Origin of the sequence: Bifidobacterium sp. N4G05, assembly GCF_002742445.1 — a bacterium.
Lineage (GTDB): Bacteria > Actinomycetota > Actinomycetes > Actinomycetales > Bifidobacteriaceae > Bifidobacterium > Bifidobacterium hominis.
The window spans coordinates 26,265-41,217 of the sequence record NZ_NJNQ01000002.1 but is presented as its reverse complement, the minus strand read 5'-3'; the positions used below and the strand labels follow the sequence as shown (position 1 = coordinate 41,217).

10 protein-coding genes are annotated in these 14,953 nt (G+C 57.4%); 7 read left to right on the top strand and 3 right to left on the bottom strand.

Annotated elements, in window-relative coordinates; genetic code table 11:
* Nucleotides 1-25: 25 nt before the first annotated feature.
* Complete coding sequence (locus CE153_RS02025) at nucleotides 26-2,551, bottom strand: glycoside hydrolase family 31 protein (protein ID WP_099571463.1); 2,526 nt, start codon at nucleotides 2,549-2,551, stop codon at nucleotides 26-28.
* Between the two features lie 15 nt (nucleotides 2,552-2,566).
* Here CE153_RS02025 and CE153_RS08750 point away from each other — a divergent pair, with 15 nt between their 5' ends.
* The 5 genes from CE153_RS08750 (at nucleotide 2,567) to CE153_RS02000 (ending at nucleotide 9,221) form a co-directional block, all read left to right on the top strand.
* Entirely contained in the window at nucleotides 2,567-2,974 is a 408-nt protein-coding gene (locus CE153_RS08750; protein ID WP_143433062.1) for a hypothetical protein, read from the top strand.
* Between the two features lie 329 nt (nucleotides 2,975-3,303).
* Nucleotides 3,304-5,733 (top strand): beta-glucosidase GluB, encoded by a 2,430-nt coding sequence (gene gluB, locus CE153_RS02015; protein WP_099594970.1) that lies wholly within the window; start codon nucleotides 3,304-3,306, stop codon nucleotides 5,731-5,733.
* Nucleotides 5,726-6,283, top strand: a complete 558-nt coding sequence (locus tag CE153_RS02010) for a GtrA family protein (protein WP_099594969.1) — start codon at nucleotides 5,726-5,728, stop codon at nucleotides 6,281-6,283. The genes gluB and CE153_RS02010 overlap by 8 nt, the downstream gene beginning before the upstream one ends.
* 230 nt (nucleotides 6,284-6,513) lie before the next feature.
* Nucleotides 6,514-7,803 (top strand): ATP-binding protein, encoded by a 1,290-nt coding sequence (locus tag CE153_RS02005; protein WP_099594968.1) that lies wholly within the window; start codon nucleotides 6,514-6,516, stop codon nucleotides 7,801-7,803.
* 77 nt (nucleotides 7,804-7,880) lie between these two features.
* Nucleotides 7,881-9,221, top strand: a complete 1,341-nt coding sequence (locus CE153_RS02000; protein WP_099594967.1) for a chloride channel protein — start codon at nucleotides 7,881-7,883, stop codon at nucleotides 9,219-9,221.
* Between the two features lie 234 nt (nucleotides 9,222-9,455).
* On the opposite strand, the gene CE153_RS01995 is transcribed toward CE153_RS02000, so the two are convergent.
* Together CE153_RS01995 and CE153_RS01990 are read right to left on the bottom strand one after the other, a co-directional pair.
* Complete coding sequence (locus CE153_RS01995) at nucleotides 9,456-10,799, bottom strand: sensor histidine kinase (RefSeq protein ID WP_099595091.1); 1,344 nt, start codon at nucleotides 10,797-10,799, stop codon at nucleotides 9,456-9,458.
* A gap of 89 nt (nucleotides 10,800-10,888) precedes the next feature.
* Nucleotides 10,889-11,605, bottom strand: coding sequence for a LytR/AlgR family response regulator transcription factor (locus tag CE153_RS01990; RefSeq protein ID WP_180753368.1), 717 nt, complete (start codon nucleotides 11,603-11,605; stop codon nucleotides 10,889-10,891).
* Between the two features lie 318 nt (nucleotides 11,606-11,923).
* On the opposite strand from CE153_RS01990, the gene CE153_RS01985 reads away from it, so the two are divergent.
* Nucleotides 11,924-13,051 (top strand): ABC transporter ATP-binding protein, encoded by a 1,128-nt coding sequence (locus CE153_RS01985; protein WP_039199539.1) that lies wholly within the window; start codon nucleotides 11,924-11,926, stop codon nucleotides 13,049-13,051.
* A gap of 383 nt (nucleotides 13,052-13,434) precedes the next feature.
* Nucleotides 13,435-14,844 (top strand): DUF4032 domain-containing protein, encoded by a 1,410-nt coding sequence (locus CE153_RS01980; protein ID WP_099571455.1) that lies wholly within the window; start codon nucleotides 13,435-13,437, stop codon nucleotides 14,842-14,844.
* Nucleotides 14,845-14,953: the final 109 nt, after the last annotated feature.

The window sequence follows — 14,953 nt, the reverse complement described above, 5'->3', positions numbered from 1 at the left end:
TTTATTTTGAATTATTGCGATGAGGTCAGTTGCGGGTCAGCACTTCGGCCAGGGCCTGGATGACCGGCTGCGGCATGTGGGACTGGTGTTTGGTCTGCGCGCCAACGCCGTGCAGATCCTCCAGCGTGCTCAGTGCTGGCAGCGCATCCTTGCCCAGCTCGCGGATCGCGCGGTATGCGAGCTCCTTGGTCATGTACAGCATCTGCGCATCCTTCAGCACGGCGAACGCGTCGGCTTCAACCGGATCGTCCGCAACGGCAAGACCGTCGGCGAAATCGATGGCGATTGCGGAGCTCGTCGGCACGTCACGCAGCGTGACGGTCAGGCTCAGCGTTTCCGCATCGTACGCGACTTCCGGAGCGGCGGCAGAGCCGTCGACGGTCGCGCGGACGGCGTGCATCGCTTCCGGAGCGATGCCACGGAACGTGACCGTCCAATCGCGGGAAGCCGGAATGACGTCCGTCGCACCTTCCGCAGGGGCGATCGAGAACTGTGCGGAATCGCCCTCAAAACGCAGCGCCATTTCGGTGGATGCCCAACGATCCTTGCTCTGTGCGGCACCGTCATCCTCCCACAGCGTGAAGCTGTTTTCGGCACCCGGGAACACCACTACCTGCAGTGCGCGCGGGTTGGCCACGGAGTTGAGCGCCTCACCCTCGGCGGGAATCTGCAGCGGCACGATCGCGCCGGGCTTGGCGAACACCGGCATGCGGTCGAGATCGCGCCAAGCCTCCAGACGGCGGCCTTCGGCCGGACGAGACGTGTAATGGCGACCGTCGAAGAAATCGAACCATTCGCCCTGCGGCAGCCACACGTCGGCCTTCGCACGCTGCACGGAACGCTCGGCTGGATCGACGATCGGCGCGACCAGCAGCTCGGTGCCGAAACGGAATTCGTCGGTGAGCTTGTATGCGGCTTCGATTTCCGGATAGTCCCAGTACAGCGGCTGCACGAGCGGCTCGTTGTCGAATGCGGCGCGACGGTTCATCGTGTACAGGTACGGGATCATCGCATGGCGCAGGCGCAGCGCGGACGTCATCGCACGTTCCGCATCGCCGTGGAAGTTCCACGGCTCCTTGCCGTTGAACGGCGAATCGGTGGAGTGCAGACGGTTGATCGGGCTGAACGCGCCCAGCTGGTACCAGCGGACCTCCAGCTCCTCGTCACGGTAGCCGAACATGTGGCCGCCGATGTCGTGGCTCCACCAGCCGTAGCCGATGTTGGAAGCGCAGGCGGTGAATTCCGGCTGGAACTTCAGCGACTCCCACGTCACGACGGTGTCGCCGGAGAAGCCGATCGGGTAGCGGTGCGAGCCCGGGCCGGCGTAACGCGAGAAGGTGAGCGGGCGCGGGTTGCGTTCGCTGTAGTCGCTGCCGTCGTTGCGGGCGGAATCGAGGTAATGCAGGTGGTTCAGGCCCCACAGCGGGTCGAGGCCCGGCTGCCGCGTCAGGCCGCCCTGCTGCCAGTCAATCCACCAGAAGTCGACGCCATCTTCCTCCATCGGGTGGTGGAGCTGGTCGAAGTAGACCTCCATGAACTTCGGATCGGTCAGGTCGAACTGCACGGCCTCGCCGCTTTCCGGATCGATGTTCATGGCCTTGGCGACCTGCGGATACAGCTCTTCGAACGCGCGCACGCCGTCCCTCGGGTGGACGTTGAGCGTGGCCTTCATGCCATGCTCGTGCAGCCAGTTGAGGAAGCGCTTCGGATCCGGGAAGAAGTCCTTGTTCCACGTGTAGCCGGTCCAGCCGGAGCCGTACTTCGGGTCGACGTCGTCAACCAGGTGCCAGTCCATATCGATGACGGCCGTGGTGAACGGGATGCCTTCCTTTTCGAAACGTTCGACGAGCTGACGGTATTCGGTTTCGGTATAGCGGTGGTAGCGGCTCCACCAGTTGCCCAGCACGAAGCGCGGCAGCAGCGGGGTCGGGCCGGTCAGGCGGTACAGGGCGTGCACGGCCTCGCGGTAGCGGTGGCCGTAGCCGAACAGATACAGGTCGGTGGTCGGCTCTTCCTTCGGGGTCACCCACGTGCCGAAATCGTTGTGGTTGCCGTTCACTTCGGCGGTTTCGCGGATGACGTTCGACTTGGAATCGTCGATGATCGCCCAACCGTCGGTGCTGTTGACGCCCGGATCGACGGGGATGCGGCCGTTCGCCTCGTCGAGCGTACGGTAGGTGCCGCCGAGGTTCCTGCGCTGCACGTCGCCGTAATGCCAAGTGTTTTCGATGGCGTTGACGTGCTTGACGGTTGCGTACAGGCCTTCCGGAGAGAACTTGCGCTGGTTGTAGGAGATATGCAGCGACGGGGTGTCGATTTCCAGCCAGCCATTACGTTCGGTGACGGTGAATTCAGGCTTTTCGCCGAAATCACGGACCATCGCCATCTGCGTGGCGTCATCCACGAAACGGCCGCTGTCGGACCATTCGAAACGGACGAGCGCGTCCGTGATGAGGCCGATGCGCCAATGATCGCCCTGGATCACCGAATCCGGATTCATTGCCGGATGGGCGTTGAGCGTGGCCAGCGAGAACAGTGTGCTGTCTACCATGTGGGGCTCCTTTGAGTGTGGGAAAAATCGGGAGAACTGGATTGGGGCCGTGTCATCATATGCGACGGTACGGTCCTGTTTGAATTACTTGATGCGCTTGATGGTCAAGACCGACGCGCCAGCGCACAGTGCGATGACGATGGCGTTAAGCACGGTCCAGGCGAGGAAGCCGAAGAGGTACCTCCACTTGACTGCCGGTTTATCGGCCTCCTGCTGGACGTCCGTATTGGCGTCCAAGGCGATGCTCGTGTCGCTGCTTTGCTGGTCGCGTATCTCATTATCCTTTCTGTGCGCTGCGAAACATCGCTCTCCGCGTTGAGTGATCAAAGCATGTTCCGCATTGAAGAAAAGTCAGCAAAACTTACTTTCGTTAAGAAAGATAGCGCTTGTGCAAAAAGGTATCAATATCGGCGAGTCGCTTGAAATTGCAACGATATACGCATATCGAAACGCTTGCCATCGATTGCAAAATGGAACGATGCGATTTTATGCGCGTTCTGCGCCACCGCATACCCTCTTCACCGCGCCCATATGCCGATTGTGCGAGCAAAACGACAGGTTGTGTAATACGGCGGTGATGGCATCGCAAAAGCTGGTTCAATCAAACTAGCGGCGAAATCCCGCGTGCGGCACGGTGCGATGCAGCGCGGTACGGCAGCGGGAAATCGCAAGAAAACAGCGCAGTCGGGCGGAGCGGACAGGGCAGGCTCGGCAAAGCAGGTTTTGGCAACACCTAGTGCGAGGGAGAACCCATGGAACTTGAAGATCTTTCGATCGTTGAAAAGGCGGCGATGCTGTCCGGCGGATCCGAATGGGATTCGCGCGGCAACGATCGCGCCGACATTCCCGGCTTCGTCATGAGCGACGGCCCACACGGCGTGCGCAGGCAGCTTGGCGAAGGCGACCACCTCGGCATCGGCGCATCCAAGCCGGCCACCTGCTTCCCGACCGCCTGCACCGTGGCCAACACCTGGGATCCGGCGCTCGCCGAAGAGATGGGCGAGGCGCTCGGCAAGGAAGCTCACGATCTCGACGTGAACGTGTTGCTTGGACCGGGCATGAACGTCAAACGCAACCCGCTGTGCGGACGCAACTTCGAGTACTATTCGGAAGATCCGATCGTCGCCGGCCGTATGGCCGCCGGCCTCATTCGCGGCATCCAGAGCAACGGCGTCTCCGCATGCCCGAAGCATTTCGCGGTCAACAGCCAGGAGCTGCGCCGCCAGGCCAGCAACTCCGTGGTGGACGAACGTACCATGCGCGAATTGTATCTGACCGGTTTTGAAATCGCCGTGCGCGAGGCCAAGCCGATGAGCATCATGACCTCCTACAACGAGGTCAACGGCGTCTACGCCCACGAAAACAAGCATCTGCTGCAGGAGATCCTGCGCGACGAATGGGGCTTCGACGGCATGGTCGTCTCCGATTGGGGCGGCTCCAACTCCGCCGTCGCAGCCGTCAAAGCCGGCGGCTCGCTGGAAATGCCGTCGCCAGGTTTCACCTCCGTGCGCGAGCTGGAAGGCGCGGTCAAAGCGGGCACGCTCGCCGAGGCGGACATCAACAAGCGTGCCGCGGAAGTCGCCAAAATCGCGGCGGCGACCAAGCTCGTCGGCGTCGGCCGCGACGATCTGCTGTCGGACGACATCGCGAAGGCGCACCATGATATCGCCAGAACGGTCGCGGAACATTCCAGCGTGCTGCTGAAGAACGACGCCGCCACGCTGCCGCTCAAGCCGGGCACTCGCGTGGCCGTCATCGGAGATATGGCCGCGACCGCACGCTATCAGGGTTCCGGCTCATCCAAGGTGAACGCCACCAAGGAGGAGAACATCCTCGACGAGGTCAAGAACGCCGAAGGACTGGTATTGGCCGGCTACGAGCAGGGCTACGACCGCCAAGGCAAGGCTGATCGCGTGCTCGTGGAAGACGCCGTCGCACTGGCCGGTAAGGATGATGTGGATGTGGTGCTTGCGGTCGTCGGTCTTGATGAGCGTAGCGAATCCGAAGGTCTTGACCGTTCCACCATGGCGATTCCGCAGGTGCAGAACGATCTGGTTGAGGCGCTGAAGGGTACTGGCAAGCCGATCGTGATCGTGCTTGTTGCCGGTTCTCCGGTGGAACTGCCGTGGATCGATGATGTTGCCGCAGTACTTTACGTGGGCCTGTCCGGTCAGGCCGGCGCTTCCGCAGCCGTACGTGCACTGACCGGCGAAGTCAATCCGTCCGGCCATTTGGCTGAAACCTGGCCGGTGCGTTACGAGGATTGCCCGAGCTCCGGTTGGTATCCGGCAATCGGCCGCGATGCGATCTACCGCGAAGGCCCATTCGTTGGTTATCGTTATTACGAAACCGCCGGTGTGCCGGTGCGCTTCCCGTTCGGCTATGGCCTGAGCTATTCCAAGTTCACCTACAGCGCCGCAACTGCCGGTGAAAAGGGCGTTGACGTGATGGTCGGCAACGATTCCGACGTTGCCGGTTCAGCCGTTGTACAGCTGTATGTGCGCGGTCCGCAGGGCGGCGTATTGCGCCCCGATCGCGAACTCAAGGGCTTCGCCAAGGTCTCGCTTGCTGCTCATGAAAGCAAGAGCGTGCACATTGATTTCGATCGTTACACCTTCCGTCACTTCGACGTTGCCTGCAACGAATGGAAGACGGAATCCGGCGAGTGGACGCTGATGGTGGGCGACAACGCCGAGCATCTGCCGCTTTCGATTCCACTCACTGTTGCCGGCGATATCGAGCCCGTTGCCGCGGATGTTGCACTCGGACATTACCTCAGCGGTCACGTCAAGGAAGTGACCGATGCTGAAATGGCCATTCTGTTTGGTCATGAGGTTGTGGCTCCGGGCAAGCCGGTGACGTTCGATGTGAACGATCCGATTATGTCTTGGGTGGATTCCAAAGGCTTCGTGGCGCGTACCGTCGCCAAGACGCTCGCCAAGCAGGAAGCCAAGATCCGCCAGAAGACCGGTGCCCCGGACCTCAATACCCTGTTCATCCTGAACATGCCTCCGCGAGCCATGAGCAAGATGACCCAAGGCATGGTCGATTCCGCGATGGTCGACGCCATCGTCAAAATCGCCAACGGCCACACCTTCCGCGGATTGGGCGGCGTGATTGCCGGCTTCTTCCGCAACCAATCCGCAAACAGGCGCACTACAAGGGAGCTGAACAATGACTGATAACAACGCAACGCAGACGGCCGAGAAGGTCGGTCCGATCCGCCAGTGGATCAAGGATCACCCGAACATCTGGGAATTCATCCTGTTCAACCTGCTGTCAAACATCTCCACCATCACCCGTTTCGTGGTGACGTGGATTGGCACCGCCATCTTCATCAGTGGCATGGGCCTGACTCAGCCGTTCCACTTTCTGATTTTCAACTACGACACCCAGGGCAACGGTCTGGGCGGCTTCCTCACCTTCCTGCTTGCCGAGGTGCTCGCCCAGGTGGTGAACTTCTTCGTGCAGATGAAGTGGGTGTTCAAGTCTGACTCCAGCTTCAAGGACGCCGCTTGGAAGTATGTGATCCTCGCTGTGATCATCGTGGTTGTGAACCTCGTGCTGCCGGGCTACGTGACTGGTCTGTGCCAGGGTTGGGGCATGGGCGCTGGCATCGCCGGCACCATTGCCTCCGTGGTCAACACCCTGCTCGCCGTGATCGTGAGCTACCCGCTGCTCAAGTTCTGGGTTATGCCGAAGAGCAAGGACTCCAAGGAGGCCACTAAGTAACCCTTCATAGCTGACTTCCCTTTCTTCCTCTCCTCAACCCGCCCGGTCTTCCTCCTTTTCCCGGGCGGGTTTTCTTATGACTTTTGCTGCTTTCTCGTGATTTCTCAATATCGAAAATGTAATCGTCAGCAGTGCTGTCGGCGTAAAATCGAAAGTGAGATTGGCGTAAAATCGAAAGTCAAAACAGCGTAAAATCGAAAATGAGATTGGCGTAAACTTGAAAGTGCGGAATGATGAGTGATTTAAAAATGGCGGAATATCGTCCTCGCGTTGCAGACCGGCGGCTGGAAAAACTGCTGCGCGCTTTTGGTGCCGTTGAGATTGTAGGTCCAAAATGGTGTGGCAAAACGTGGACGGCTTTGGCGCATGCATCCAGTGTGGATCGTCTCGATGATTCCGCTACCTACGACGCCGCGTCTAACGATCCGAATTTGGTGCTCATGGGTGAAGAGCCGCATCTCGTGGACGAGTGGCAGGAAGTTCCGGCTGTGTGGGATGCTGCTCGCCGGCATGTTGACGATAACGCCAATCGTAAAGGGCAGCTAATCCTTACAGGTTCCAGCCAACCTAAGGAAACTGAGAAAATACACCATAGCGGAACCGGTCGCATTGCGAGACTTCATATGCGTCCGATGAGCTTGGCTGAATCCGGTGAATCAACAGGGAGCGTAAGTCTCGGCAAACTTTTTGAAGGCGAGTTTGAACCTTCCAGAAACAAGACGGGCATTATGAATGTGGCTCGGTGGTGTTGCCGAGGTGGATGGCCGTCAAACCTTGATGTTGAAGACGAGTTCGCTCTGGAGACTTCGGCTGAATATGTACGGAGCATACTGGACGTCAATATTCCTAAGCTTGGTCTTAACCCGGAAATAATGCGGGTTCTCATGAAAGCACTTGCCATGAATGTGGCTCAGGCGCCTACCTACGAGACGCTGATGAAAGACATGTCATACGGTGATGAAGGCGTCAGCATCAGCGCTCCGACGCTGAAACGATATATGGATGAGCTGAAAAGTCTCTATCTGATTGACGATTTGGAAGGATGGGAACCTTCTCTTCGTGCAAAATCTCGAGTTCGCACGAAGCCGAAACGTTATTTCGTGGATCCGTCGCTGCCGAGCGCGTTACTGGGGGCGACTCCGGCTGTCCTTGCGCGTGACACGCAAACGCTGGGAGATTTGTTTGAAACATTGGTGATTCGTGATTTGCGCGTGTATCTCGAATCGATGGGTGGTGCGAATCGAATCGCATATTATCGGGATGAAAAAGGTCTTGAAGTTGATGTGATTCTTGAATTGGTGGATGGTCGCTGGGCTGCGGTGGAGATTAAGCTGAGCGATTTGAAAGTCACGGAGAAAAATGTAGACAAACTACATGCTTTCAAAGAAAAAGTGTGCGGAAATCCTCTATCTCAAGTTCGTGAGCCTGAATTCATGGCGTTTATTGTCGGGCGTGGTGATATTGCATACCGTCGTGATGATGGCATTCTGGTGCTGCCGATCGCCACGCTTGGGGCGTAACAAATGGACGTTGCGGCAGGTGGGACAATTGGGGGGATGAATTGAACGAAGGAGACGGTGTGCAAGGAGTGCGGCAGATGCGGGAATCGCAGGAATCGCAAAAAACACGAGAATCGCAGGAGTCGCAGAATTCTCACGGAACGCAGCCAAAGATTGGCAGAATTCCGGCGTTGATTGCGGCGGTGGTGATTGTGGGAGTGGCCATTGGTGCGGCCGCTGGTCTGCTGACGTTGATGCTGTACGGCGTCGAGCATCTTGCACTCGGCTATGTTGAGAATTCGCAGGAATCCGGCCCGTTCAACGTTCCTGTGATTCGTCGACTGATTTCCGTGACCGCGGGTGCGGCCATTGCGGCCGTGATTTGGTGGCTGTTGCGTACGCGCAGCACGAAAGTTCCGTCCGTTAAAAAGGCGGTAAATGGCGATATTATGCCGATTTGGCAGACCGTCGTGCATGTGCTGCTGCAGATTTTCATTGTCGGTGCGGGCATGTCGATCGGTCGAGAAGTGGCGCCGCGCGAGTTGGGTGCGATGTTCGGTCAACGGTTCGCGCGTTGGGTGCATCTTGACGCAAAAGACACTCGCATGCTGGTGGCGATCACGGCTGCGGCCGGCCTTGCGGGCGTGTATAACGCGCCGCTTGCAGGCACGTTTTTCGCGGTCGAGATTCTGCTCGCCGACATAACCCTCGAAACGGTGACGCTCGCATTCGCCTGTTCCGCGCTGGCTTCGTGGGTGGCGTCGCTGGTCAAGGGCACACACACGTTCTATTTGATTGGTGAAACCGACGGTTTGTTTACCCCCGATTACATGGCGTTCGCACTGGTTGCCGGCATGATTCTCGGCGTTGCCGGCGCGCTGTTCCGTCGCGGCTCGCAGTGGGCTGAGAAATCCAAGCCGTCGGGCGTTGGCATTCTGTGGATGCTGCCGCTCGTTGGCTTGCTGACCGGTGTGGTGGCGATTTGGGTGCCGCAGGTTATGGGCAATGGTCGCGCCACCGCGCAATTGAGTTTCTCGTCCGACGTTGATTTGGCTGTGCTGCCGATTTTGTTGGTTTCATTCCTTGCGAAGGCGATTGTCACACTGTTGACGATCCGTTCCGGCGCTGCCGGCGGTGTATTGCAACCGGGTATTGCGCTCGGTGCTTCGGGGGGTGCGTTGCTTGGCGTTCTGTGGATGCAGGTTTTCCACACGAATTCGATTGGCATGTATGCTCTGCTGGGTGCGTGCGCGCTGTTGGCTGCGTCCCAGCAGGCTCCGCTTATGGCGATTTGTTTAGTGATGGAACTTGCGGATGCTCCGATTAATCTGTTTGTGCCCATTGGTTTCGCGGTTGCGGTCAGTGCGTTCGTCGCAAGCCGTTTAGGTGGACCGCTTGCCGCTGTACATCTATCGAAAAGTGCGAAAAAAGAAAACTAATTGAGGAGAATGCGCATGCAAGGGTGCATTAGACGGTAGACTAGGGGGTTGGCATACGGGTGGCCGCTGCTGAGCGCCCGATAATGAAGGTGAGGCGGGTGGAGACACCGCGCCGCAAAACCCTGAGAATTAGTGGAGTCGTCTTCCAGTCGTCCAAGCCGCTCAAATCTCACCCAAACACAGCGTCTGAGTCGTGCGTGGCCTCGCAGGTTCCGCATGAATCAGGCGCGGTTTTTACATGGCCATAAGGCCGGTTTTTCGCGGAATGAGCGCGGTCAGCACGAACCAGTGGTCCTCGGTGCGGATCGTCACTTCGCCGCCATACTGTTGCGCGATATGACGAATCGATTTCACACCGAATCCGTGCCGGTGCTGATCGTCGCGCTTGGTGGTGCGCAAATTGCCTTCCGCATCTTTCTTCAGCCGGGAATCGTAATAATTTTCAACACGGATGACGATAAAGTGGTTTTGCTCGTATAACGCAAGTTTGATCAGTCGTTGTTCACGTTTCGGCAGTTTCGACGTCGCTTCAATCGCATTGTCGAGCGCGTTGCCGAACAACGACGCGATATCCATCGACGACATGCCGCTTAACAGCGATCCGTCCGCGACCGCGGTGAACGTGATTCCGCGATCGGCGCACGTGCGCTCTTTCGTGGTCAGAATAACGTCAAGCACGGGATTTCCCGTATGTTGCTGCGCGCTGTAGCGCTGCACGGATTGCTCCAATTGCTCGAAGCCGGCCGCGGCATGCTTCGGATCGACTTCGGCACGCAATGCGGTGATCTGATGCTTCAGATCGTGCGCAAGGCGGCCCAACGATTCGATATTTTCCTTCGATTGCAGGTATTCCTGATGCTGGCTTTCCAACTGCGCGTTGATGGACGCAAGTTCCGTGTTCGCTCCGATGCGACGTGCCTGCTCCTGCTGCGCGTACAGAATCGCGAAACCGCAGAAATCAATCAGCGTGCGAATGTAGAAAATCTCCTGGCCGACCGAACCGGAAAACGGCGTGTTCGTCGATACGAAACTCAAATTGCTCATGGCGAATGTGACAATCATGATGGCCATCGTCGCAATCGCGGCGGAAGCGGTCGGCAAAGTCGGCGTGGTCTGGCTGAAATTGCCGCGTTCAACCAGCCAAGCCAAACTGAAGCACAATGCATACGTAACGACCAGCAGCGCGATCGCACGCCAATCGTAATCGGCGAAACCATCTCGCACGCCAATGAACGTAACGATCTGCCAATGCAGTGACGCTACCAATTCGGCCAGCACGAACGCGCGCGCCGTAATGTACAGGCCTTCGCGCTTGCCGGTGCCCGCGCCAAGCAGAATCGTCGCATACATGCAGGCGAAGGCGAGTAGCATGCCGATAATCCAGAACCAGATTGGCATACTGCCGTCAAAATACTGCACTGCAGTCAGCAACAGCAGTCCGGCCGCGCTGACGATGATCGACCGCTGGAGTGGAACGCGCCGATACAGCACTGCGATATACACCATACAGGCGGCCCATTCGCAGATCGCCGTATATGAACGGGGAATGTCGGGCAGGGCATTGGTGATCGGCGTCATCGACGGCACCGAAAGCACGGTTACCGCAGCGGAAGACACGGAAGGTGCGTTTGCCAATCCGGCCAGCATATTCGGCAATACTGCGCCGATCACCTGCCACCCCCCATATAGTCGGTCAGTGCGGTCAGGAACGCCTTCTTGCGTGGGCGGCTCGCGCGCAGCTGTTCACCGTTCGACATCACGCAATCTTGGTCGGCAACGCCCGTCACATGCTTGAGGTTCACCAGATAGCAGGAGTTCGAGCGGAAGAAATGATGGTCGGTAAGCTTGGCTTCCATGTCTTTGAGCGTTCCGTTGATCGACAGTTTGTCTTCCAGCGTGTGGATGACGATGGTGTGCCGAATCGATTCAAGATACAGAATGTCGGCAAGATTTAGGCGCATCTGTCCGTTGCCGGTTTCGATGAGCATGGAATCGTCGCCATTGCGTCGCACCATGTCGATCGATTTTTTGAGCTCCTGCGAAAACGCGAACCACGGTAGAGGTTTAAGCAGGTACGACAATGCGCGCACCTCATACCCGCTGATCGCATACTGCGGGGCAGCGGTGATGAACACGATTACGACTTTGTCGTCGCGCTCGCGGATACGTCTCGCGGCGGCCATGCCGTCCATTTCGTTCATCTCGATGTCGAGCAGTAAAATATCGTAAACGGGGGTATATTTTTCTACGATTCGTGCGCCGTCGTCGAATACGGAAACGGTAAATTGCTCACCATTTTCCTGTTGATATCGATTGAGATAGTCGAGCACCAGCTGGCAGCTTGCGGGATCGTCCTCGACCACGCCGATTCGAATATTGCGCATTGCAACCTCCCTGTTCTGTCTTTCGCTTCGCACCATTGTCTTGCATGATGGCGATAAATGCGTGTATTTACTACGCCGTTAACCCCTTTTTGCCGGCGGAGACAAACAGCACGACTCGCGACACGCATTGACAGTTTTAGCGTTGTATGTATCATGGAACGTGGCTCAACGAAGAGAACCTTCGCTAAACCAAAGAAATAAATTAACGCTTTGAATTGTGGCTTTGTCGAAGTTGTAAGCCGCAAGGCGAGGCACCGAAAGAAATCCCTTTACAACGGATCGTGAGGCACGTACCTGCCTCTGAAAGGATGACAAATCATGGCAGAAGTCGTATTCGACCATGTTACTCGTATCTACCCGGGCAACGATAAGCCGTCGGTGGATGATTTGAATATGGACATCAAGGACGGCGAGTTCCTGGTGCTGGTTGGCCCGTCTGGCTGCGGCAAGTCCACTACTCTGCGTATGCTCGCTGGCCTTGAAGAGGTCAACAAGGGCCGCATCCTCATCGGTGGCAAGGACGTCACCACGATGCAGCCGAAGGACCGCGACATCGCAATGGTGTTCCAGAACTACGCTCTGTATCCGCACATGACCGTGGCCGACAACATGGGCTTCGCTCTGAAGATCGCCGGCACCCCGAAGGAAGAGATTCGCAAGCGCGTCGAGAAGGCCGCTGAGATCCTCGACCTGACCGAGTACCTTGATCGTAAGCCGAAGGCTCTGTCCGGTGGTCAGCGTCAGCGTGTGGCTATGGGTCGTGCAATCGTCCGTGAGCCGAAGGTCTTCCTCATGGATGAGCCTCTGTCCAACCTCGATGCCAAGCTCCGCGTGCAGACCCGTACCCAGATCGCTGCTCTGCAGCGCCAGCTGGGTGTCACCACCCTGTACGTGACCCACGATCAGACCGAAGCTCTGACCATGGGTGACCGCATCGCCGTTATCAAGCTCGGTGTCCTGCAGCAGGTCGGCGCCCCGACCGAGCTGTACGATCGTCCGGCCAACGTCTTCGTCGCTGGCTTCATCGGCTCCCCGTCGATGAACATCAACACCCACCCGGTGGTCAACGGCAAGGCAAAGATCGGCGAAGACACCGTGGATCTGCCGGCCGAGGCTGTCAACAAGCTCACCGCTGAAGACAACAGCCAGATCGTTGTCGGCTTCCGTCCGGAAGACGCTTCCTTGGCTGCCCCGGATGACGCCAACGCCTTCTCCCTCAAGGTCATGAACGTTGAGGATCTGGGCTCCGATGGCTACATCTACGGCAACATCATCACCGATGGCTCCGCTGCTGAGGCATCCACCATGATGTCCGACCAGAACAAGCTCACCACGATCCGCGTGAACCCGCGTGCTCTCCCGAAGGTCGGCGATACCGTCAAGATCAAGATCGACCCGTCCAAGATGCACCTGTTCGCTCCGTCGACTGAGCTGCGCCTGAACTGAGCTGATACCGAGTAACCAACCGTTGGCTATTTCTCCAGGGGGATATCCTTTGCGGAAATCGGCTGGCGGGTGGCTGAATAAGAACTTGGCGGAAGCGCGAACTTCCGTCAACCATTAAACGAGACGTACTCTTCCTCTCTTACCGTCTCGTTGGAGAAGCCCCGCGTTGGTGCGGGGCTTCTTTTGTTGTATCTGCAATAGTGAAATTTGTTTTCCTGTAGTGAGATTCTATTATTGAGATTGCAATGGTGAGATCTCAAATGAAATGCGATATTGGAATTTCAATGATGATCATCGCATATTGATGAATGAAATATCGGCAGGTGAAACGGATTCGTCCATACTTGCTTCTTCGGGTAGGTCAACAGGTAAATTATTGTTTTATGGAATCTCTTGAATTGCCACAGATGGATCCCCGTGTGCTGAAAGCAACTTCCGTGCAGGCCGGAGATCCGGCCGCACAATCTCCGGAGCCGCAGGCGTTGAAAATCACCGCCGCAAGCTCGAATCCGAAGATGTTCACTCTGCCGTGGGAAAAGCCGCTGGCTACTTGGCCGGAAGACCTGCTGGCCAATCTTCCGCGTGGTATTTCCAGGCACGTGGTGCGTTTCGTGCACGTGGGTGACGAAGTGTACGCTATGAAGGAAATCACGCGCAATGTGGCGGAACGAGAATACGAGCTGCTGCGTCGCCTGCAGAAGCTGGAACTGCCGACCGTGCAGCCGATTGCCGTGGTCACGGGCCGTCATAGCCGTGAAGGCGAGCCGCTGGAAGCGATTCTTGTTACCAAGCATTTGAAGTTCTCACTGCCGTATCGTGCGCTGTTCGCGCGTAATCTGCGCCCTGATACCGCGGAACGACTGATCGACGCGCTGGCTGTGCTGATGGTGCGCTTGCATTTGGCCGGCTTCTATTGGGGCGATGTGTCGCTGTCGAACGTGTTGTTCCTGCGTGATGCCTACGCGTTCTCCGCATTTTTGGTTGATGCGGAAACCGGTGATCTGCAGATTAACCTGACGGAAGGCCAGCGCGAATACGATGTTGATTTGGCTCGTACGAACATTATTGGCGAATTGATGGATCTTTCGTCCGGTTCGCTGCTGCCGAGCGGTGTTGATGAGATTGAGATCGGCAACCGTTTGGTGGATCGTTATCATTCGCTGTGGAGCGCGCTGACTGATACCGACAAGTTCGGTCCGGATGAGATGTGGAAGATTGAGAAGCGCGTTAACAAGCTGAATGAGCTTGGTTTTGATGTGGATGAGCTGGAAATGAAGACCGCTGAGGATGGCAAGCGTGTGTTGGTGCGTCCGCGTGTGGTCGATGCCGGTTATGCGAATCGTAAGCTGCTGCGTTTGACTGGTCTTGATGTGCAGGAGAATCAGGCTCGTCGACTTCTCAACGATTTGGATGCCTACCGTGCTTCCACATGGCGTGATGGTGAGGATCTTGAGATTGTTGCCACCGATTGGATGCGTGAAGTGTTCGAGCCGACCGTGCGCATGATTCCGCGCGAATACCGTTCGCAGATCGAACCGGCGCAGTTCTTCCATGAGGTGCTTGACCACCGTTGGTTCCTGGCCGAGAGTGCCGGTCATGATGTGCCGATGGCCGAGGCTGTGCAAAGCTATGTGGACAAGGTTCTTCCGCAGTACAAGCTCACCACGAAGGATGTGGCCGCCCTGAACGCCGAAGCCGATTCCGGTGTGATCGACGACGAATACACCTATGACGATCCTGACGACGGCTACAACCCCGACGACGATCCCGATGCAGCTGTATGGGCACATTGATGGAAAAAGCGCCAGTGGAGCTTTTCCAATGTGTCCTGAGTGAGGCGGTAGCCGAACGAAGACGGTATTGAGTCTGCGCGTAGCACACCCTTAATTGCAGGGTCAGAGG